The organism is Lactobacillus bombicola, from assembly GCF_900112665.1.
GTDB classification, from domain to species: domain Bacteria; phylum Bacillota; class Bacilli; order Lactobacillales; family Lactobacillaceae; genus Lactobacillus; species Lactobacillus bombicola.
This window is the reverse complement of the sequence record NZ_FOMN01000001.1, coordinates 140631-164210: the sequence shown is the minus strand read 5'-3', so window position 1 is coordinate 164210 and position 23580 is coordinate 140631. Positions and strand designations below refer to the sequence as shown.

Annotated in this window: 17 protein-coding genes and 1 other RNA gene; 13 read left to right on the top strand and 5 right to left on the bottom strand. The window is 33.4% G+C overall.

The features are described 5' to 3' along the window. Positions 1 to 9: 9 nt before the first annotated feature. Genes BM203_RS00735 through mvk form a run of 3 tightly spaced genes read right to left on the bottom strand, consistent with a single transcriptional unit; the run spans position 10 to position 2995 of the window. Positions 10 to 1092 carry a phosphomevalonate kinase gene (locus BM203_RS00735; RefSeq protein ID WP_090091964.1) on the bottom strand — a complete coding sequence of 361 codons (1083 nt, stop codon included), beginning with the start codon at positions 1090 to 1092 and terminating at the stop codon, positions 10 to 12. A 32-nt stretch (positions 1093 to 1124) separates the two neighbouring features. Continuing rightward, positions 1125 to 2087 (bottom strand): diphosphomevalonate decarboxylase, encoded by a 963-nt coding sequence (mvaD, locus tag BM203_RS00730; protein ID WP_090091962.1) that lies wholly within the window; start codon positions 2085 to 2087, stop codon positions 1125 to 1127. Next, complete coding sequence (gene mvk / locus BM203_RS00725; protein ID WP_090091961.1) at positions 2087 to 2995, bottom strand: mevalonate kinase; 909 nt, start codon at positions 2993 to 2995, stop codon at positions 2087 to 2089. Before mvk ends, mvaD begins: the two co-directional genes overlap by 1 nt. A 79-nt stretch (positions 2996 to 3074) precedes the next feature. Here mvk and BM203_RS00720 point away from each other — a divergent pair, with 79 nt between their 5' ends. From BM203_RS00720 to nth, 7 genes are all read left to right on the top strand, one after another. Continuing rightward, a complete protein-coding gene (locus BM203_RS00720; RefSeq protein WP_090091960.1) occupies positions 3075 to 6545 on the top strand; it encodes a PD-(D/E)XK nuclease family protein in 3471 nt (1156 codons plus the stop codon). 4 nt (positions 6546 to 6549) lie between these two features. Further along, positions 6550 to 10161: a helicase-exonuclease AddAB subunit AddA gene (gene addA / locus BM203_RS00715; RefSeq protein ID WP_090091958.1), complete on the top strand. Its 3612-nt coding sequence runs from the start codon at positions 6550 to 6552 to the stop codon at positions 10159 to 10161. Positions 10162 to 10191: 30 nt separating this feature from the next. Further along, a complete protein-coding gene (locus BM203_RS00710) occupies positions 10192 to 12972 on the top strand; it encodes a helicase C-terminal domain-containing protein (protein WP_280139154.1) in 2781 nt (926 codons plus the stop codon). Beyond that, positions 12959 to 13438, top strand: a complete 480-nt coding sequence (locus BM203_RS00705) for a hypothetical protein (protein WP_090091955.1) — start codon at positions 12959 to 12961, stop codon at positions 13436 to 13438. The genes BM203_RS00710 and BM203_RS00705 overlap by 14 nt, the downstream gene beginning before the upstream one ends. A gap of 65 nt (positions 13439 to 13503) precedes the next feature. Beyond that, the gene (gene asnS / locus BM203_RS00700) at positions 13504 to 14802 is read left to right on the top strand and encodes an asparagine--tRNA ligase (protein ID WP_090091953.1); all 1299 of its coding nucleotides are present in this window, start codon (positions 13504 to 13506) and stop codon (positions 14800 to 14802) included. A gap of 75 nt (positions 14803 to 14877) precedes the next feature. After that, positions 14878 to 15513, top strand: coding sequence for a DnaD domain protein (locus BM203_RS00695; protein WP_090091952.1), 636 nt, complete (start codon positions 14878 to 14880; stop codon positions 15511 to 15513). Further along, on the top strand, positions 15513 to 16157 hold the full coding sequence (gene nth, locus BM203_RS00690) for an endonuclease III (protein ID WP_090091950.1): 645 nt from the start codon (positions 15513 to 15515) through the stop codon (positions 16155 to 16157). Before BM203_RS00695 ends, nth begins: the two co-directional genes overlap by 1 nt. A gap of 38 nt (positions 16158 to 16195) precedes the next feature. Here nth and BM203_RS00685 read toward each other — a convergent pair whose 3' ends face one another. Next, positions 16196 to 18553: a transglycosylase domain-containing protein gene (locus BM203_RS00685; RefSeq protein WP_090091948.1), complete on the bottom strand. Its 2358-nt coding sequence runs from the start codon at positions 18551 to 18553 to the stop codon at positions 16196 to 16198. Next, a complete protein-coding gene (gene recU / locus BM203_RS00680; RefSeq protein WP_090091947.1) occupies positions 18534 to 19184 on the bottom strand; it encodes a Holliday junction resolvase RecU in 651 nt (216 codons plus the stop codon). Before recU ends, BM203_RS00685 begins: the two co-directional genes overlap by 20 nt. Before the next feature lie 69 nt (positions 19185 to 19253). Here recU and BM203_RS00675 point away from each other — a divergent pair, with 69 nt between their 5' ends. The 6 genes from BM203_RS00675 (at position 19254) to BM203_RS00650 (ending at position 23493) form a co-directional block, all read left to right on the top strand. Continuing rightward, positions 19254 to 19814, top strand: a complete 561-nt coding sequence (locus BM203_RS00675; protein WP_090091945.1) for an SLOG family protein — start codon at positions 19254 to 19256, stop codon at positions 19812 to 19814. Positions 19815 to 19911: 97 nt separating this feature from the next. Next, positions 19912 to 20352, top strand: coding sequence for a DivIVA domain-containing protein (locus BM203_RS00670; protein WP_090091944.1), 441 nt, complete (start codon positions 19912 to 19914; stop codon positions 20350 to 20352). A gap of 26 nt (positions 20353 to 20378) precedes the next feature. Beyond that, positions 20379 to 20745: RNase P RNA component class B (gene rnpB / locus BM203_RS00665), an RNA gene on the top strand. Between the two features lie 73 nt (positions 20746 to 20818). Beyond that, a complete protein-coding gene (locus BM203_RS00660; RefSeq protein ID WP_090091942.1) occupies positions 20819 to 21949 on the top strand; it encodes a THUMP domain-containing class I SAM-dependent RNA methyltransferase in 1131 nt (376 codons plus the stop codon). Beyond that, positions 21936 to 23165: a metallophosphoesterase family protein gene (locus BM203_RS00655; RefSeq protein ID WP_090092236.1), complete on the top strand. Its 1230-nt coding sequence runs from the start codon at positions 21936 to 21938 to the stop codon at positions 23163 to 23165. The genes BM203_RS00660 and BM203_RS00655 overlap by 14 nt, the downstream gene beginning before the upstream one ends. Continuing rightward, entirely contained in the window at positions 23158 to 23493 is a 336-nt protein-coding gene (locus tag BM203_RS00650) for a hypothetical protein (RefSeq protein ID WP_090091941.1), read from the top strand. Before BM203_RS00655 ends, BM203_RS00650 begins: the two co-directional genes overlap by 8 nt. Positions 23494 to 23580 lie beyond the last annotated feature (87 nt).

Genomic DNA, 23580 nt, shown 5'->3' with positions numbered 1-23580 from the left:
ATTCCCCCCTTATTGTAATAATTTTACTTGATGCACATGGAAGTTTAATGGCAAAATGTCATTCTGTTTCCAATTATTGATTAAAGCAGCAATATCGGTTGTATGATCAGCAATCACAATTCCGCAATCACCGTTACCAGCTCCGGAAGTCTTAGCTGCTCCACCATAGTCTTCTGCAATATTAATTAGTCTTGACAAGCGAGGAATTTCAATAGCAATTTGATTGATTTGCGCAAAATGCTGAAGTAAGTGCCGATTATTGCGAATTTCTTGCTGAATAATGGTAATATTATTCTCTTCAAAGCCGGCAATCATTTTTAAAACACAGTTTCTTGATGCTTGCAAAAATTCACTATATTTTTCATTTAATGCATCTTTATTCGCATTTGTTTCATCAACTAAACGTGAAGTAGATGCGGGAGTTTGACTCCAACCAATAAGTAATTTCATTTCTTTAGGAGGGGTCAAAAGCTGAATTTTTAATCCTGGCCAAGCTTCACTGACCACTGCTACTAATTTTTTAGTAGCCAATTCTTTACTTAACCAGGCCTTATCAAAAGTTTGGTATGCTAACCAGCCGCCATATACACTAGCTGCAATATCGCCGGCAGACCCATTACCTTGTACAGAATAATGCGAAATAGCAGATAACTTATATACTAGTTCATTACTATATACGACATGATAAAAGCGTAAAATTGCTTTGACTGTTGCCACTGTAACTGCTGCACTTGAACCTAAGCCATATTTTTTGCCATCAGCTGAATCAAGATCAGAATTAACATATAAATCATAAACTTTCATTTTAACATGTTGTTCAAGACAGTACTGCTCAGTATACGAAATTGCTGCCAAAATATATTCAAAAGGGTTATCACGATTATCAATTACCATTTTCGCCCCACGGCGTACCCAATGAATTGAATTTTGCGAATATTGCTTAGAATGAATTAAGCCCATTTTTGAATTTGATTTAGTAATTGAAACTCGGATAAACTGATCAACAGCAACCAAAATTGCGGGACAATCTTGTTCTAAAACCGCATATTCACCAGCTATATACAACTTTCCGGGTGCTTTTTCTGTTATCAAAAGAATTTAAGCTCCTAATCAATTAAATTACATTATTGATCCAAGTATGAAAGTCCTGGACCAAAGCTTGCATTTACTATCTTAACATTCTCAAATTCTGATAGAAACTGTTTAATAATTTCTTTGACATTTTTTAATTGCGCTAAAATTTTTACATTAGGACCAGCATCAATTGTGTAATAGCATTCAATCCCACTAGCACGTAATTGCTGTACCAAGTGAATAGCATGAATTGTATCTGGCTCAAAATAACTAAAGCCAGGGTTAGCAGTTAAATTAATCGCATGCATTTCATTGGCATTAAGTTCTGCCAATTGACCTAGCGCTGAAAAGTCCTGGGCCTTAATTGCTGCAACCATTGCGCTAAGCTCCTGCTCATTACGTTTTATCCAAGGTATAAAAAATGGAGATGTTTGTGCTTGAAGCATCCCAGCAGTTGAAGATAATTTTTTAGGATTAGGATTTAATTCAATTGCAAGCAAATGTAAGTCCATAGCCGGAGTCTCATCTAGAGCATAGGCATAAGATGAGTCATGATCAAATCCCTTTTGCCAAATTGCAAATCCACCATATATTGAACGACTAGCCGAACCAGATCCTAATCGAGCTATTTTTGATAAATCACGTTTACTAAGCTGAATATTATAGCAAGCACAAAAAGCTCCAGCCATCGCTGCAAAAGCCGAACTAGAAGAGGCCAGACCTGCAGCGGTGGGAACGTGGTTAGTCGATTCAACCCGTAAATTGTCTGATACACCAAATTTTTTTTGTAAAATTTTTAAATAAGTAAAAACTCTTTGATAGTTTTTGCCTGCTTGCAGGACACCATTTAGAACAAATTCATTTTTTTCGCTAACCGTAATCCTAGTATCAGTAAAAAACTGGTCTAAAGTCATAGATAAGCTGGACATTAAAGGTAATTTATTTTTCGAATCGGCTTTACCCCAATATTTAATTAGGGCAATATTAGTATGAGCACGGGCTGTTTTATTCATTAAATTTCCTCAATCCATTGGTTAACAATTAATTTATGACTTAGGTCAGCAATTTTTTCAGCTATTTCATGATTGGCACAAAGCGCAATCACAATGCCGCCCAGACCGCTACCTGATAATTTAAAACCCAAAGCACCATTAGCAAGCGCAATATCTTGTATTTGATCAATTTTAGTAGTCGATAAATTAAAAGAATGTAATATATCTTGGGCTAAATTAAAAATTTGTCCTAATTGTTGCTTATCCTGGTTCACCCAAGCAACTTTAGCTTGATCAGTAAGGTTACCTAATTTTTTAATATTTTGCCTAGCTGAGATCGAATTAGCTACTATTGTATGAACTTGCTTAACTGCTTTTTGAGTATTACCTAAATCCCCAGTATCCATAATTAATAAACTGGCTTTCAATTTACTTTTTAATTGGAGAGCACCGTTTTTTTTGTTGAAAAAAAGCAAATTATCAGAATTAACTGTAGCGGCATCAATTCCTGACGCCTTACCATGATTAATCATTTCTGCATGATTAATCATGGTGATGATTTCTTTTTCACTCAAATTTAATTGCCAATAATCATTTAATGCTCTAACAGTTGCAGTCGCTACCGTCGCGCTTGAACCTAAGCCGCGTTCAATTGGAATTTTTCCTGTATAAGTAATTTTTATCAATTGTTGGGAGTTAGTCTTAGCTAACAATTTGGTAACAACATACTTTAAGCCATCATATTCAGCTGGTGCAGCCAAAAATGGGCCGTGATATAGAGCAGTATCCATCCATAAGATGGTAGATGGTTCAATTGTTGCTTTAAGCCATAAAGATTTTATTGGCATTGCTAAAGCGTTATACCCATAAACAACTGAGTGTTCGCCGAGTAGAATTACCTTTCCATGTGCTTTGTAACTAAGTTTCATTTTATTTAAGATCCTCATTGTTTGTGAAAAATTTGCTCCTCCTATGCTAAAATAAAAAGAATAGAGGAGAAGAGAACAAATGATTAAGATTTTAATCGGTCGACAGACAGATTCCTTACAAGAAAAAGTTTTGCAGGCGGCGGTAGAAAATTATATTCGCTTTCCAAAACATGAAACTTTCGTTATCGTTCCCAATCATATTAAGTTTACCACAGAAATTAGGACAATTAATAAGTTAGCCGTTAGTTTGCAGCATACTGAACAATCAGTTAAAAACTTACAAGTGCTATCTTTTTCACGCTTAGCATGGTACTTTTTAAAAGATGCTGAAAAAGGACTACCAACTCAACTAGATAATGCAGCTGCTGCAATGCTTTTAGCTAAAATTATTGAGCAAAATCGAGATCAACTTCATTTATTCAAAAATGTTAGCACTAGCCCCGGATTACTAAAGCAAATTTATGACACCATTTTACAAATTCGCGAAGGCAATCTAGATTTAACTGAAATTAATGAAGAAAAACTAGATTTGGAAACTCAAAATAAAATTGCTGATTTAAAAGTTATATATGATAGTTTTGTTGCAGGTATTAATGATAAATTTTCTACTTCTAATGAAATTCAATTGCAATTAAATGAGTATCTGGCGGGAAAAATTGATTTAAGCAAAACTGATTTTTACTTTAGCGATTTTTCTCATTTTACTTTACAAGAATGTCTAACAATTAAGCTTTTGATGATGAAAGCACATAGTGTTACTTTAGCCTTTAAAACTAAAGTAGGCAAAATTAAAAAGCAAACTGAACCAGGAGATTATGATTATGTTATTCAAAAAACAATTAATCAGTTAATCAATTATTTAAATGGGCATAAACTAAACTTTGAAGTTAGTGAGACACCCATGGCACCAGTGCCAACAAAACGGGAATTACTTAATGAATTTTGGATTAATGTAATAGATGATATTAGCGACCTAGATCAAATACAGCTAGTTCGGGCTGATAACCGCTACTCTGAGGCTTATTTTGTCGCACGAACTATTTACCAGCAGGTAGCCTTAAATAATTATCGCTATCGTGATTTTTTGGTGTTAGCACCAAACTTACATGAATATGAAACCTATCTAACTCCAATTTTGCGACAAAATAAAATCCCTTTCTTTAATGACTTACAGCAAGAAATGAAATACCATCCTTTAGTAGTCTTAATTGAAAATATTGCCCAACTATTAACTCGTCCACTTGCTACCCAAAATATATTAGCTGTAATGAAAACCCGATTAATTATTCCGAACTGGTATCAAACTGAGAGTGCTTATTTACATGATATTGATGAATTAGAAAATTTTGTTTTAGCTCACGGTATTAATAACAATCTTTGGAAACGAGATTTTACTGATTTCACAGCTGCAGGTGTTATTTATCTTGACCAAGATTCCGATGAAGTAGCCAAAATAAACAAGTTAAAAAACTACTTTGTCAAGCAATTAACAGGGTTACTAACTAGTATTAAAAAAGAAAAAGACGCGCAAAAAGCAATTACCATCTTTTTTGATTTTTTAATCCAAAATGGAGTTACACAAGTCTTAGAAAAATGGCGTAAAGAGGCTCAAGAAGAAGGAGACTTACAACAAGCCCGCCAATCTGAACAAATTTGGGATTTATTAATTAATTTATTGCATGATTATCTTTTAATTAATGAAACTGAGTTTAATCTACCGAGTTTTTTTGATGTCTTGATAAATGGCTTTAAAGAAGCAACTTTTGCTCAGATACCAGCAACATTAGATGCTGTTAATTTATCAGAAACTGGCATTGTTCAAGTTAGCGGCTATAAGCAAGTTTTTATTTTAGGGGCAACCAATGTCAATCTACCACAAATTAAAACAACACCAGGATTTTTAAGTACTGAAAATTTAGAAAAACTGCGACCAGCCTTTGGTGAGGAAGCTTATTTGGAAGATTTTCAACAACTAAATAATTTGAATCAAAATTATCAATTTGGCGATTGTTTAGCTCTAGCAGAAGATAAAGTTTATCTTTCATATTCTGTAGCTGGATCTGACAATGAAAAAGCCCTTCCTTCAATTTTTTATGAACGAATTAAAAAAGCTGGCGCACCGGAATTTGAACAACACGATTTGCCAGAAGGAATGCAGGACGTCTTAACTTTTTTGACTAACCCACAAGCAAGTTTGGGATACTTAACATACTTAGGACAAACACAAAACAACAATGTTACGGCTTTAATTCAAATGACCCAACAACATTTACCTTATCAAACGGCCTTAGTTACAGCAGCTAGTCAGTTTGTTAATGAGCCTACAGACATCGGCCCAGCGTTGGCGCAAAAATTATATGGTTCTGACTTAAATGCTTCGGTGTCACAATTAGAGACTTTCTATGAAAACTCCTATGAATATTTTTTAAACTATGGCTTACATTTACATAAACGTTTCGAAAATGAATTAGATTTAATTCAGGCAGGTAATTATTGTCATGAAACCTTTGATTTCTTAGTTAAGGAACTTAATCGGCAAGCACTTAATTTAGCAGAAATTGATGATAAAACCCTAAATCAAATACTTGAGGATGTACGTTTGCATATAACAAGTGAAATCAAATATCAGCAGTTATTAAACGATCCGTTCAATCAATTTCTATTCAAATGCCTTGATAAAACCACATCGCGGGTAGTAAATAATTGGCATCGTAATGGTAAAGTAACACCTCTACAAGCAAAATATTCTGAATTAAGTTTTGGCTTGGGTGAAAAAGTAAGCGGACTTAATTTCCCTATACCTGATTTTACTAATCATCAAGTTAATTTACGGGGAAAAATTGATCGTATTGACTTAGCTCAATTACCAGAAACAAAAGAAACAATTGCCCAAATAATTGATTATAAGTCTTCTGCTAAAAAGTTTGATTTAGGTCTTTTTTATGAAGGCATTTCTTTACAAATGATCTCGTATCTTGATGTTTTAAAGCAAAATAGACCCTTTTTTGCGGGAAAGAACTCTTTATCCTTATTAGGTGCCTTTTATCAAACAATTACCAGGCAGCTAGAACAGCTCAATAGTAAGATGCTTTATAACACTAACTTGCAAATTAAAGAGACTAATTATGATAGTAACAATCGGTTACGCTATAAGGGCATCATCAATAATGATCAGTTAGCTTTTTTAAAAGCTGACACCGAACTTAAAAAACAAGGCGTATCATCAAACTTATATGCTAATGTTAAATCATCTGCTAAAGATGGCCATTTAATTTTTTATGGTAATTCTTTTAGTGATGATGAAATTGATCTATTACTCGAATATGATGAAGTCTTAATTAAAAATGCTGCCAGACAAATACTTGCTGGTGAAATCAAATTAAATCCATATAAATATGGAAAGAGTAGCAATGCATTAACCTACTCTGATTATCGTGACATTTTCTTCTTTGATGCCATGTTGAAAGAAAATAAATATCATCAAATTGGAAACTTAAAAAAAGCCGATTTGATTGACAAGGTTAAAGCAAAACTAGAAAAGGGTGAATAAGATAGTGACTTCTTATACTAATCAGCAAAAGCAGGCAATTACTCTAAAAGAACACGATATATTAGTTTCAGCGTCTGCTGGTAGTGGTAAAACCACAGTTTTGGTTCAACGTTTACTGCAAGAAATATTAGGTGGAATTAGCGTAGATCAGCTACTGGTCGTTACCTTTACTAAAGCTGCTGCTCAAGAAATGAAAAATCGCATTAAGATGATTATTCAAGCTGAATTAAACCAAACTACCGAACCAAGTAAGCAACGTTATTTGCGGCAACAGCTTAATTTAATTGATGCAGCAAATATTTCAACAATTGATGCTTTCTGTTTAGATATTATTCATCGCTTTTATTACGTTATTGACCTCGATCCAAGTTTTAGTATTTTAACTGATGAAACTCAGGCTAGCTTAATGCGTGAACGTGCTTTGCATGAGATTGAAAATGAATTTCTAACCAATAATGATGAAGACTTCTTAGCTTTTTATAATAATTTTGCAGGAGATCGCGATGCAGAAACAGCCCGTAATTTACTCTTGGATTTATATAATTATGCAATGGCTAAGCCTGACTATACTGCCTGGCTAAAGAATTTACCCCAAAAGTATCAGGTAAAAGCTAACCTAATAACTTCACCATTATGGCAAGAACAAGTTAAACCTTATCTTTTTGAAAGTTTTTCAACATTAAGGGAAAAAATCAATCATTATTTATCTACTAGTATCATTGAAACTAAAGAGCTCAAGAAAGTAAAAGAAAGCTTTACGCTATTTAAACGAGGTCTTGATAATTATTTAACTAGCCTAAAGCAAGATTATGATTACGATTTACAACGTGAAAATCTGCGCAGTTGTGAGTTTTCAAGATTTAATAAATCCCAAAAATGGGATGAAGATATTCTAGACTTTATTGATGAATGTGCAGAATTAAAAAGTGAAGCCAATACTTTAGTTTTCAACTCCTTTACATCTTTTTATGCCACTGATGAACAAGAACAATTAAGTATCTTAAAGCAAGGCCAGCAAATAATGTTGGGTATTACTAAAGCAGAAACGGCCTTAATTAACCGGTTTAATGAACTAAAAAGGGCCCAAAATTTGCTTGATTACAGTGATATGGAACAATTAGCTTATCAAATTCTAAGTCAAGATACATCTAGTTCAGCTATGGCTCGTTCTTTTTATCAAAATAAGTTTAAAGAAATTATGGTTGATGAATATCAAGACATTAATCAATTACAAGAAAATATCTTACAATTGATTAAAAAGGACAAACATAATACTCTTTTTATGGTAGGGGATGTTAAGCAGTCAATTTATGGCTTTCGCCAAGCCGATCCGAGTTTGTTTTTACGTAAATATGAAGAAACTGTCGAAAATAAAACACAAAAACGAATTTTACTAGCTGATAATTTTCGTTCTACTAAACCGATTATTAAAATCGTTAATCAAGTATTTGATAACATTTTAACCCCTGATTTCGGTGGCATTGATTATGCAAAAGAAGGGGAATTAACTTTTGGAGCGCAATATTATCCAGCCGATTTAGCTCAAGCAACAGAATTTCTTTATTACCAAACAGAAGACGATAAAGAAAATGATGAGCAAACTTTTGATTCTACCGAAATTGCAATGATTATTAGTCGAATCAAACAATTTAAACAAGAAAATTTACAAATCTATGATGTAAAAGCGGGTCAAAAGAGACCATTTAAATATAGTGATATCGCAATTATAACTAGAAGTCGCAGTGATAATTTAGCTATGATGCAAGAATTTGCTAATGAGAATATTCCATTATTAGTCACTGATGCTAAAAATTATTTTCAAACCATAGAATTGACTATTATTATGAATTATTTGCGTCTCATTGATAATCCAGATCAAGACATCCCTTTAGTGACCGTTTTACGTTCTCCCTTGTTTAATTTTAAGGAACCAGATTTAGCAAAAATTCGTATAAATAGCAAAAAAGTTACGTTTTATAATGCTCTAACTGCTTATGTTGCAATTAATGACGAACTTAGTCAAAAGATAAAAATTTTTTTAAATCAATTAGCTTCTTTACGCCAATTTGCTGTCAATCATCGTATTTCTGAATTAATCTGGAGCATTTATGAGCGAACTGATTTATTAGAAATTATGACTGCACTTCCTAATGGCAAGCAGCGGCGCATCAACTTAGAGTCTCTTTATGAGCGTGCGAGTTCATATGAAAGCGCTGGTTTCAAAGGATTGTATCAATTCATCAATTTTATTGAACGCATGCGTCGTAGTCAAAAGGATTTAGCACAACCATTGCTAACAAATGAAGTTGATGATTCGGTTAAACTTATGACAATTCATGGTTCCAAAGGATTGGAATTTCCAATTGTATTTTATGCTGGATTACATCATCGCTTTCAAAAACGTGATATAAGTGGCGACTACATCATCACTGCTGACAATGTTGGACTTACTATTCAACGCAATCATTATTGTGCCGATACTTTGCTCAAAGCCATTGATAATATGACTAAAGAAAAACAACTTTTAGAAGAAGAAGCACGTATTTTATATGTTGGCATGACTAGGGCAAGGCAAAAGTTGATTTTAACCGCTGAAATTAGTAATTTTGAGCAAAATATTGAGCTATGGCATCGAAAAGCAAAACAGCACAAAATATCATTAAATGATAAACTAACCGTTACTAATCCCTTAGGTTTTATTGGTCCAGCACTTGGTTTAAAGGAATGCTCCAGTTTATCATTAAATGATCTTAATATGGATCTTGATCTCAGCAAAGATTTTATTTTTGTAAATTATCATAAGCAAGCTAAGACAGTTGAAGCGGTTCATGAAAAGATTAATACAAAGCAAAAAGCAAATTACAGTCCAGAACTTTTGCAGCGAACGGCCCAAAAATTATATGATTTTTCATATACATTTAAAGATGCTAGCCAAACAACTGCCTACCAGTCAGTTTCTGAAATTAAAAAAGCCTTCAATGATCCCTTAGATACGGAACTTGAAAATGCTCATCTTTTATCTTCTACTAACCGCTATTTACAACCAATTGATACAAAACCAAAATTTCTTTTTAAAACAACTTTTACCGGAGTTGAAATCGGTACGGCTATGCATTTGCTTTTACAATATTATGATTACAATGGTCGTGGCGATCAGGAGCAACTTGATGAAGAGATTAAAGATTTAATTAAACATCATCAACTTAATCCCGATATTGTGTCTAGTCTCAATCAAGATCAAATTAACTGGTTTGTTCACAGTGATTTTGCTAAAGAGTTTTGGCAAAAGCCGCATAATTTAAAACGTGAAATAGAGTTTTCAAGTTTAATTCCTGCTAGTACTTTATTTAGTGATTTCAGTGATCCTGATGCGAAAACTCTAATTCATGGGACAATTGATGGTTACTTTATCCAAGATGATGGCATAATATTGTTTGATTATAAAACTGATTATATTGACCCTAATCATCAAGATGAAGCAATCGAAAAAGTTAAGCATAAATACACGGGACAATTACGCTTATATGAACAAGCACTCAACTCTTTTGCAAATAAAAAGGTTAAGCATAAATATCTTATTTTACTTAATGCGCAAAAGATAGTTGAAGTCAAATAGGGGGGCAAGAAAGAACATATGGTTTCATTTATGAATGACACTTTTGCAGTAGTCGATCTGGAAACTACTGGTACACAACATGAAGAAAATAATCATATCATTCAGTTTGGCTGTGCCATCATAAAAAAAATGGAAGTAGTAAAAACATATTCTTTTATGATTAATCCTCATTGCGAGATTCCCATAGCCGTACAAAATTTGACCCATATTCGCAATGAAGATGTCACAACTCAACCAGATTTTAATTACTATGCCCCTAAAATCATGAAAATACTAAAAAATACTATCTTTGTAGCGCACAATGTCAATTTTGATTTACCTTTTTTAAATTACGAACTTATTCAACATGGTTATGATGCGCTGACTAATAAGGCAATTGATACTGTTGAACTTGCAAAAATTGCTTTTCCCACTATGCCTTCATATAAACTAAGTGACTTAACAAGTCACTTGGGAATTAAGCACCAAAACCCACATAAAGCCGACTCTGATGCTTATAGCACAGCTATTTTACTAATTAAAAGTATTCAAGCGTTAGAACAACTGCCCCAAGCCACTTTAAATACACTTAGTTCATTGGCTCATGGGCTAATTAGAGATACAGCATGGATTTTTACAACAATTGCGGATAATTTGCGTAAGCAAAAACGGCCTTTAGCAAAGCAGTACCAACAAGTCCAACATATTATTTTGCAACAACAAGTGATTAGTAACAAAACTAATAATGCTACTAACGTTACTTTTCCTCTAAGTGATCAAAGCAAAAATAACTTATTTAAGGGTAAAATTAATTATCGGCAACCGCAAGTCAATTTAATTAACCAAATAAATAAATTTATCACAGATCCGCAACAAAGAGCCTTCTTAGTTGAAGCCCCCAATGGTACAGGCAAAACTTTTTCTTATTTGTTTGCTTATTCATATCGTCTTTATACAAATCGAAAATTAGTAATTTCAACGCCAACTAAGGTCCTACAAGATCAAATAATTAATCAAGAAATACCGCAGTTATTAAAAGTTACTAATTTAGATTTACAAGCTGAGATAGTCAAATCTAGTAATCATTACTTAGACTTAGATGGTTTTTATCAAAGTTTATACCAAAATCGAACTGTCAATCGGGTAACTTTAACTTTGCAAATGCGAATTTTGGTTTGGCTAACTAAAACTAAAACTGGTGACTTAGATGAGTTACAATTAACCACCTATCATGCACCGTTATTTGCTCAAATTAGTCATCCAGGTGATGCTCGTGTCGGGAGTATTTTTGCAAAAGTTGATTTTTGGAATTTAGCTAGACAACGACAAGAAGCTGCTGATATTTTAGTAACTAATCATGCTTATTTAGCTAATCATTATCATGATACGATTTGGGGGCAAAATCCATACCTAGTAATCGATGAAGCACATCGATTTAATGAAAACGTCATTAATTCTAGAAATGATTCTTTTCAGTTTGAATCACTTTGGGGTGAACTAAATCATTTACGTAATTTACTTTACTATGCCGATGATAGCATTTTAAATCAATATGGCAGTGATGTTCAGTTTAACTTTTTATTGGAGAAATTAAACCCTGCAATTTTATCATTAATTGAAGCAATTACTAACTTACAACGTTCCTTATATAGTAAAAAAGCACTAGCTGTAAGCAGTAATACTTTAGCCAATGGTAATTTGCTACTTAGTTTTCAAGCAGCTGATTTGTTCCCACAAAATAGTGGTTTTCAAAAGGAAATAGCTAATTTCCAGCGAAAACTAGAAGATGTTCGCCAACAAACTAATCAAATTATATTTAAATTGTACAGCGAAACTGATAGTTCTGGTATTGAGCAGGAAGCCTTATTAGGTGATTTAACGACACAGATTGATCAATTAGATTCTTACATTACCCAAAGCTATCAACTATCAGATTTGCTACATAAACAAAATCTCTTAAAGCATGAGGGCTTTATAATAACTTTGACCAATCCGCAAGATCCGTTAAGTGTAAATTTAAGCTGGATGATGCTCGACGCTTCCAACGAATTAAATCAAATTTATGAACGTTTTGATCATATTCTATTTGTCAGTGCTACTTTGACTAATAATAATGATTTTTCCTTTATTATTAAGCAATTAGCATTAGCCAATTTAAAACCGCAAACTTATATTGGAGCTAACACCTTTGAGTTAAAACAGAATCTGGAAGTTTTGGGAGTTACCGATATGCCTGATATTTCCAGCACTAATTTTGACGAAAAGTTAGCGCAAATTTTAGTAAGCTGTCTAAAAACTAAGCATCATGTTTTAGTTTTAATGACTAATCTAGATAAAATTAGGGAAGTATTTAGTGCAATAGCGAATGAACCAGCTTTACGTGATTTTGAGATATTAGCACAAGGTGTATCCGGTTCTAATAATCGAATTACTAAGCGTTTTTCAATTGCTCAACAGGCAATAATTATTGGCGCTGATAGTTTTTGGGAAGGGGTTGATTTTCATACTTGCAGTATTGATCTTGTTATTGTGGCAAAATTACCATTTGAATCACCTGATCAACCAAGTGTAAAACTAAGACAAAAAAATTTACAAAGTCAAGGCATTAATGTGTTTGCTTCCGATACAATGCCACGAGCCATCATCAAGTTTAAACAAGGAATGGGGCGTTTAATTCGCAATGAAAAAGATCATGGTCAGTTCCTAATCCTAGATACACGAATATGGAATATGGATTATGGTATTAATTTTTTAGATGCCATTCCTGTTAAAATTAAAAAGATTAAGTTGAATAAATTACGAAATAAGTTAGATAATTATGATAAAAGATGATACAAAACAAGCAATAACTTTTTTAGCATGGTTGACCGCGATAATTATAGTGCTATATTTTTTACTATTAGCAATTTTTTATAAAGCAAGTAAGCCAGAACGAAGTCAGGTTCAAGAAATAAATGCCCTTGCTTTATCAAAAACGCCAATAAAGCATATTGAAAAAAACTACCATTTAAATCGTGGTATTAATAGCTATGCACTTAAAGGACAAGTCAAAAAACAAAGTTACTACTTTATTTACTTACCAGGATCAAAAAAAGCTTATTTATTTCCAGCTAATAAAGGAGTCAGTGAACATGTGGTTCGCAATAAATTTTCTGGTAAAAGGGCAAATTATAGCATAATTAAAGTTAATCTTGGTTGGTACAAAAAACAAGCTGTTTGGGAAGTTACAGCTAAAGATCAAGCAAATAGATATACCTATCAATTGTATGAATTTAAAAATGGGAAATTGCTAGGTTAAGTCGATTATTAATCAAATCTTTGGTATTATTAAATTGATAAGATATGGAAAGTGAAACAAGATTTATGACAAAATTAATTTCAATTAGAGATTGCGACAAGCATGTTAACGAAGAAGTTAAAATGCACGTATGGTTAACAGATAAGCGCTCCAGTGGGAAAATAGCATTTTTACAGTTAAGAGATGGTACAGCTTTTTTCCAAGGAGTTATTCGTAAAGATAATGTTTCTGCTGAAGTTTTTGAAACAGCAAAATCATTACATCAAGAAGCCAGTTTTTATATTACAGGAACGGTTTGTGAAGATTCAAGATCCCACTTTGGTTATGAAATTCAAATTTCTGATTTGGAAGTAGTTACCAATAACGAAGGTTACCCAATTGGAAATAAGGAGCATGGGATTGATTTCTTATTGGACCATCGCCACTTATGGCTAAGAAGTAAACGGCCGTTTGCTATTATGCGTATTCGAAATATTATCTACAAAGCAACAATAGATTTCTTTGAAAAAGAAGGATTTGTGAAATTTGATGCTCCGATTTTTATGCATTCTGCACCTGAAGGTACAACTGAATTATTCCATACAGAATACTTTGGTGGGGATGCCTACTTATCACAGTCTGGACAACTATATGGAGAAGTTGGTGCCGCTGCATTTGATAAGATATTCACCTTTGGACCAACTTTTAGAGCTGAAGCATCAAAAACAAGACGTCATTTAACTGAGTTTTGGATGATGGAACCAGAAATGGCCTGGATGCATCAGGATGAATCATTAGATATTCAAGAGCGTTTTCTGTCATACGTGGTTAAAGCAGTATTGGAACATGGTCAATATGAATTAGAACTATTAGGACGTGATCCGCAAAAATTAGAACCGGCTACTCAAGGTCACTACACTAGACTTGCTTATGATGATGCCGTTAAAATGCTGCAAGAAGCTGGACGTGACTTTAAATGGGGCGATGATTTTGGTGCACCAGATGAAGCATTTATTTCTGAAAAGTTTGATCGTCCATTCTTTATCGTAAATTATCCTACTGTAATTAAGCCATTTTATATGAAGAAAAATCCTGATAATCCAAAAGAATACCTATGTGCTGACGTTTTAGCTCCTGAAGGGTACGGAGAAATTATGGGTGGCTCTGAAAGAGAAAGTGACTATGAAACTTTACGGCAACAAATAGCTGAAGCGGGACTGAACGAAAATGATTATAGTTGGTATTTAGACTTACGTAAATATGGTAGTGTTCCTCATTCTGGATTTGGAATGGGATTTGAACGTGTGATTGCATGGATATGTAAATTAGACCATGTACGTGAAGCAATTCCATTTCCAAGAATGATTAATCGTGTTCAGCCATAAAACATGAAAAGTGAATATTTTAAAAAGTTGGACTAAAATTATTTTGGCCCAATTTTTTAAAAGGAGAAAATTATATTGCATTACAATAACTATCGTAATTTAGGGTTTACCACCATTTCGAATGGATTAATCGCTTATTATCCTCAGCTTAAAATAAGCGATGCTGAAATAATTTTAATCATTCAGCTTGAAATGTTTGCCCAGAAAGGAAATAATTTTCCTTCTAATGAAGAATTAGCTGCAAATACCAATTTTTCAACTACTGAAATTGCTAGTTTAATTCAAAAGTTAATTGAGCAAAAATATTTAGCAATCGATGAAAGTACTGATAATAAAGGGAGAATTTACAATTGTTATAATCTTGATCAAATTTACGATAAATTAGATGAGGTTTTGCGTGTGAACATTACAGCAGCAAATTCTAATCATGCTAAGCCCACAACTGAAATAGATAATAGCCCTTTAAACAAGTTACTGCGTCAATTTGAAATTGAATTTGGACGTTATTTAAGTCCAATTGAAAGAGAAGAAATTTCAGCTTGGCTAAGAGTTGATCATTATGATCCAGAAATAATCAGATTGGCCCTACGCGAGGCGGTTTTAGCTCAAGCATATAGTCTCAAATATGTTGATCGCATATTATTAAATTGGCAACGACATAACTTAAAGACAAGTAATGAAGTTCAAAACTTTTTGCAAAGGAATCGTTAATGGCACAAGATAAATTATTAAGTACAAAGCAAGCCCGTCAAGTTTTGCAAACTATAAATGAAATGTATCCAGATGCTAAAAGCGAACTAATCTGGGACAATAAATTTCATTTATTATGTGCAGTCTTAATGAGCGCGCAAACAACTGATAAGATGGTTAATCGTGTTATGCCGAAATTTATGCAAGATTATCCTACGCCCAAAGACTTGGCGCAAGCTTCAATTATCGAAATCGAACAACATATTTCTCAAATAGGACTTTATCATTCTAAAGCCAAACATTTAAAAGCTATGGCAGAAATTTTAGTTAATAAATATCATAGTGAAATACCACCAGACAAAAAAATATTAGTTACTTTACCCGGAGTTGGTGAAAAAACTGCTAATGTTGTTTTGGCAGACGGATATGGTGTCCCAGCAATTGCTGTTGATACACATGTGGCTAGAATCGCTAAAAGATTTCATATTGTTGACCAAAATGCCAAACCACTTCAGATTGAAAAGCGACTTGAACAAATTTTACCTAAAAATGAATGGATTCATACCCACCATGCAATGATATTATTTGGCCGTTATTCGATGACAGCACGTGACAAAGATGACCCATACAGTTATTTAAAGCTAAAACAAAAATCGATACATTAGAAAAAGAGTAACAATATAGTTATTGTTACTCTTTTTACTTAATGTTGACTTTTATGCTGATTTTTAGATTCATTAGTAGGTGAACTATTATCTGCAGCATCATCATTATCTTGCTTTGGCTTATTACTATTAGCATCATTAGCTCCAGAATCAGAGCTGCTATGAGCATGACTTTCATCAGGCTCCTTGAGGTAATAATCTTTAGCTTGACGATTAGAATTATGCTGATTGGTATTCGACTGAGTAGTCGCACCGTTTATATGTTGATCACTTTCATGCCAATTTTGAGTTGTACTAGTAGAATTAGAACGATTAATATTAGTTTCTTCGTCATCTTCATCATAAGAACTGCTGTCATCAATAATTCCTACTGGGGCATGACCTCTCACAAATAATTGCCAATCACCAGCTGGCGAAACTTCAGGTGGGTTAGAATTACGGGCAATTCTTGCTCGTATAACTGAATTTGGTTTTTGCCAGTCTGTGTTTTCTTTATCTTGCATTAAATATGACATCATATTTTTGTAAAATAATTGTGCTGATTGTTGACCAATTCCCGAAATTGTCCCATCGCGTAGGTTATCATAGCCTGTCCAAACCCCAATTGAATATCTCTGGGTATAGCCAACAAACCAAGAGTCTTTGGGGGTTGCTGCATAACCTGGATAACGGGCTAAATCTTGTTCAGAATACTTAACCGAACCGGTTTTGCCAGCATGATAAAGTCCCTTAATTTGCGCATTAGTACCAGACCCATGTTTAATTACACCTTTGAGCATATCCGTAATCATATAGGCAGTAGATTTACTCATAACTCGAATTCCAGCAGAATCGTAGTTTCTAGTTAACCCATCAGGTGTTTCGATTTTAGAAACAAATTGTGGCTTATGGTAAATCCCCATAGAAGCAAAGGCGCTAAATGCCCCAGCCATTTGCAGACTAGATGCTTGAGCACCAATTGCTACAGATAAACCTGAGTCTTTAGGAACATTAATACCCATGTTAGCGGCAAATTTAGCAGCTCGACTAACTCCAACTTCTGCTAAAGTTTTAACAGCAGGCACGTTTCGTGATTGCTCTAAAGCATGCCTCATCGTCATTGCTCCATCATATTTATTATCCCAATCATATAATTGAACGTTAGTTCCAGGATAAATGTATTTGCTATCATCTAATATTTTGGCAGTAGACCAATTTAAATACTCAATAGCCGGGGCATAATCTAATACTGGTTTAATTGACGAACCTGTAGAACGACTAGTTTGTACGGCCCGATCTAAGCCTAGTTGAACACTAGCTGGTAAATGGCGGCCTCCCAAAATTGCCACTACATGTCCATTACTTGGATCAATTACAGTTGCTCCTATTTGCATTTGATCATTAGTGAAGGGGACTAAGCCGTTATTTGCTAATTGATATAACTTAGTTTGGGCCTTTTGATCAATATTAATGGTAATTTTTAAATTGTCACGATAAGGATCAAAGCCCTTGGCTTTGACTTCGGTAATTGCTTCCTTTATATAAGGATCATCTATTTTACGTAAATTGGATTGTTTACGTTGATTATGTGCTTTTAAACCCTTTTTAATACTTTCCTTGGTAGCTTGCTCATACTGTTTTTGCGTAATTTTGTTATTATCAAGCATTGCTTTTAAAACTAGATCACGCCGATATTTAGCATATTTAGGATAAACATAAGGATTATATGCTGTAGGGCGATTAGGGATACCAGCTAATAGAGCCGTTTGGGCTAAGTCAAGTTGACCAATTTTTTTACCATAATAGTAATTAGCTGCAGTCCCAATACCATAATTACCATAATTCATATAGACACGATTAATGTAAAACTCTAAAATTTCATCATGGGTATATTCACGCTGGACGCGCATCGCTAACCAAGCTTCTTGAGCTTTACGCCTTAAAGTACGTTGCGAAGCATCAGTTGAAAAAACGGTTAACTTAACTAACTGCTGTGTAATAGTAGACCCACCGGCTGAAATACTATTACTTTTAGCGTTTGTTAACATTGATCCAGCAATTCTGATGGGATCGATGCCTAATTTATCCTTATAAAATCGTTTATCTTCAACCGAGACAACTGCGTCTTTTAATAATTGTAAATCCTGACTGTCTTTGACATAGATTCTTTTCTCTGAACCAAGCGACAGTAAAAATCTACCATCAGTGGTATATAGACTTGAAGAACCACCACTTTCTAGTTGTGAGCGACTAATATTGGGAGCATCTTTGGCATAATAGGCAAACAAGCCTACACCCGATAATAAAATCAGAAAAACTACTAAAAATGCCCACTTAATTATCCGCCGCCATATTGGCTTAGGCCGATTTTGCCGATAATTTTTGCGCGATACACGTTTATATTTTGTATTTGCCATTCTTCGATTTCCTATCTGCGATAAAATAATCCACGGCTTCCAAATACGGAAGGGTAGGTTGAAAACCGTTTTCAATTTCGACTGACCATTCCTCAATTTCTGTTAATGTTACTGAACTCTTATTCTGGGTCCACCAAGCTTTAGCAATCATATTGGCTGGAGTGACAAAATATCGGTTCAAACTAGTAAAGCCGATAATTGTAAAGCAAATTCCCTTTTGTTTTAAACATTCTGTAAGATGAACAATTTGATGTTCATGAAAATTCTTTAAAGGAAAACTTGTTTTATTTTTAGTTTCTTTAGCTTCAAAATCCAAATAATAGCCATTGTATACACCATTATAATCTGTTGTAGATTCTTGGCGAAAATAAGCCTCTTTAATTACGGCCCTTGATCGCTTAGGGTAGTCAACTTTTACAATTTGAATAGGGGTTGGTTTTTTATGTACAACCGCAATTTCTTTAAGACGATAAAATTTATTTGATTCGTTAATCATCTGCTCTAGAGTCATGCCACGATCAGAAAAGCTTATATTTTTACGATAATTGTTGCTTTTTTGATTTTTTTTAAATGTAGGATCTCCAACAGACTTACGAAATGCGGCAAAAGTACCGTTTGGATATTTGACCATCTATCTCACTCCTGTTAGCATTATAGCAATAATAGAAAAGTTTTTGAACAAGGAGCTATCTCTTTTACTATGCAACGTCTTTGGATTACTGGATATCGAAATTTTGAATTAAATACCTTTAACGATCAAGATCCAAAAATAAAAATCATCAAAAATGTCTTGCAAACTCGTTTGGTTAATTTACTTGAAAATGGACAGCTTGATTGGGTAATTACTGGTGCTAACCTCGGAATAGAGCAATGGGCCTGTGAATTAGCAATTGCACTACGTAAAAAATATCCCTTACGCGTTTCAATCATCACTCCTTACGAAGATTTTGCTCATAGGTGGAACGAAACTAATCAAACTAAATTTATTAATTTAACGCAAAAAGTTGACTTCTTTGCATCAACTTCAAATCAAGCTTATTATGACGCAGTCCAACTTAGAAATTATCAAAATTTTATGCTTTTACATACTGATGCTGCTTTAATGGTATATGACGCAGAATATCCTGGGAAAGCTAAATATGACTATGACTTAATTCGTAACTATCAACAAACTACAAACTATCCACTTGAATTAATTGATTTTTATGATTTACAAGATGCTGCTGAAGAATATCGTGATCAGGAAAAAAATCAATTCTAATAAAATTTATAAAAGTTTGCCTAAAATTATCGTTTAAGTTTTAAGCTAAACAACTTTTTGCTAAAATAAATTATAACGATAAAGGAGTTGCATTCTCATGGCTGATTTAAATGATATACAGTTATCTACACAGGATATTTTAAAAAAACAATTTAGAACTAAAGTTAAAGGTATTGATCCCGATGAAGTTGATGCATTTTTAGATATTGTAATTGCTGATTACGATACTTTTGAACAGCTCATTGAAGATTTATATGGTCAAATCGGAAAATTACAAGGCCAACTAATGGCTGATCAACAAAAAGAAAAGCAAAAAGACCAGTTTTCTAAAGAAACTAATCAAACAAAAGCAACCGATGAAGTTATACGTACTTATACTCCAAAACACAGTCGAAATCCGTCATTTACTTCAATTAGTGATAGCGAAACTAACCAAACAGAAAGTTCTACTAACATGGCAATCATTCAACGTATCTCAGCTCTTGAACGTAAAGTTTATAACTTAGAACGACAAGTTTATGGTTTGCAAAAGCAGTAAGCTTTGCTATAATTTTTTATAGTACAAATTTTGAGCAGTCGCGGTTTGATTTTTATAATTGAGCTGAGGAAAGTCCACGCACGCACAAGCTGAGATGCTTGTAGTGCTCGTATTTAGTCCAATAAACTAAAGAATTTTTATAATTACGGCGAAAAAAGTGCTAAGTTTTTTAATATGCATGAATATTCTGAAAAGTGCCACAGTGACGTAGCAGTAGTGGAAACATTATTGGTGGAACGAGGTAAACCCTGCGAGCGTGCAACCCAAATTTGGTGGGGGCGTCTTAACCTAAGAAAATGAACTAAAGGTTAGATTACTATGTTGATAGTAAAGATAGATGGCTGCTGAAGGTAATTTTGCCAAAATTACCCGTACAGAACGTGGCTTATAGAAATTTGTACAGGCAGCGTTGAGCTTTTAAAAGGGCTCAACGCTTTTTTTGAAATTAAAATGAAAGAGATAACTAATGAAAAAATATCAATTATATACAACAATGGGTGCCGGTTTTGAGAGTGTTGTGGCTAAAGAATTACATTCACTAGGTTATGAAACTACTACAGAAAATGGTCGTGTATTTTTTAAGGGAACTCAAGCAGATATCGTTAAAACCAATCTTTGGCTTCGTACAGCTGATCGCGTAAAAATTTTACTTAAAGAATTTAAAGCAACTGATTTTGATACACTATATAATCAAGTATATGATATCGATTGGGCAACAATTTTACCTATTGATGCTAAATTTCCAGTGCAAGGGCGGTCTGTTCGCTCAAAATTGCACTCTGAGCCAGGTATTCAATCCATTGTAAAAAAGGCAATCGTCAACAAAATGTCCGATCAATATCATCGCCGTGGTTTTTTACCAGAAAGTGGTAATTTTTATCCATTAGACATTCACCTCTATAAAGATACTGCCCGTATTTCACTTGATACTAGTGGTGACAGTCTTTTTAAACGTGGTTATCGCATTGAGCATGGTGGCGCACCCCTGAAAGAAAATTTTGCAGCAAGTTTAATAAAGTTAACTCCGTTTGACGGAAGTCATCCGCTAATCGATCCAATGACCGGTTCAGGTACTTTAGCAATTGAGGCTGCTCTAATTGGGAAAAATATTGCTCCCGGATCATGGCGAAAATTTGCTTTCGATAATTTTGATTGGTTTGATGCAAAATTACACAAAGACTTATTAATTGAAGCAAAAAGTAAAATCAAAAAACTAGCAGCCCCAATTTGGGCTTGCGATATTGACCAATCCATCTTGGAAATTGCTAAGTTAAATGCTAACAATGCTGGTGTATTACAAGATATTTACTTTAAGCAAGTTGCTGTTAAAGATTTAGCAACCGATTTAAAAAATGGGGTGATTATTGCTAATCCTCCATATGGGAAAAGGTTAAAAGATAAACAATCGGCCGAAGCCTTATACACCCAAATGGGGTCAAACTTACTAAAATATGATAGTTTTAGTCAATATTATTTAGTTGGTGATCCCAATTTCGAAAGTTTTTTTGGCAAAAAAGCAACTAAGAAACGTAAGTTATTTAATGGCAACTTACGTGTTGATTTTTATCAATATTGGGCAAAAAATGATTACAAATAAACTAGATACTGAATTTTGGGTGATTACTGATACCCATTTAATTGCTAATCAACTTCATGATAATGGACCTGCCTTCAAGCAAATTCAAAGTACTAGCCAAGGCAAAGATTTGGTATATCAAGAAATTGCTCTTAGAGCTTTTTGCAAATTTGCAAACGAAAAAAAACCAGCAGCAATTATTGTCACTGGCGATGTCACTTTTAATGGCGAATTATTATCAGCACAAAGATTTCAAAAAATTTTTAGTAGCTTAACTGACACCAAACTATTTTTATTACCAGGAAATCATGATATTTTTGATGGCTGGGCGCGATCTTTTAGTAATGACCAGCAACTTTATACAAAACAAATTAGTCCCACTGATTGGCGCAATATTTTTCATGAATCTTATGATCATGCTTGGGCAACAGATTCTTCTTCATTAGCATACAGCATTCAGTTAAATCCACAATACTTGTTGTTAATGCTTGACACTAATATATATGGTCAAAAAGAAGCTTTGCGGTCACCAGTAACAGCTGGTTTTATAGGCGAAATGCAGTTGGCTTGGCTTGAAAAACAGCTAAAATTTGCCCAAAAGCATAATTTATATCCGCTCTTATTTATGCATCATAATTTATACGTTCATAATCCTGCAGTTAATCATGGATTTGTTATCGATAATGCTAGTTCATTAAGTCAGCTTTGCCAAAAATATGATGTTAAGTTAGCTTTTTCTGGACATATTCATGCACAAAACATTGTAAAACCACAGCCAAATATTCCAACTACTGAAATAGTTACATCTAGTTTTTGTTCCTTTGATCAAGCTTATGGTCTTGTAAAAGTCAAAAAAAATCAAATTAGATATCAGCGCCAAACTTTTAATATGCGACCATACTTATCTGCAGAAGAACAAAAAAGTTATATTTTAACCCATTTTCATAATTATCTTAAAGATATACAATTAAAAAATCTAACCCATAATATGACGCAAAAAGATAAAAATTCTGGGCAAAAAATAAATAAATTTTTTATTGAAGCAAATTATAATTATTTTACCGGACACAATCATATCAATGAAAAAAAGTTAATTCAACTTTATAATTCTGAGCAATATCGGCTATTGACTAAATATCAACCAAAACTGGGTCGATATTTGCAGACATTATTTGATACGACTGATCATAGTAATCTAAATATACAAATTAATTTTAAAGAGAAGCAAAATGAATAAAAAACATTTTATTATTTTAGGTAACGTTGGGATTATTTACTATAGTTGGTTACTTATTGTTCTTTTTTTGAGTTTAATTATTACCTACGAGGGCACTAAAACTATCAACTGGTCAGCAATTGCTTGGGGAATTCTATTTATTTTTCTTGTTATCTATACATTTTTAACTTCCTATTGGAAGGGGAATATTTTCAAATTACCATTTAAGGTGAAAACGCAGCTAGAATCAGTACCACAAATTAATAATAAATGGCATTGTTTTTCAATTTATGTAGTCAAAATAGACAATTTTAAAAAATATCATCTTTTGCGCATTGAACGAAGGTAAAGCAGAATTTCTCAGTTAGTTAATAATTAAGATACACAAGCTTATATTTTTGCTATAATTAATTTATTAAGTCAAAGGGGGAACCTA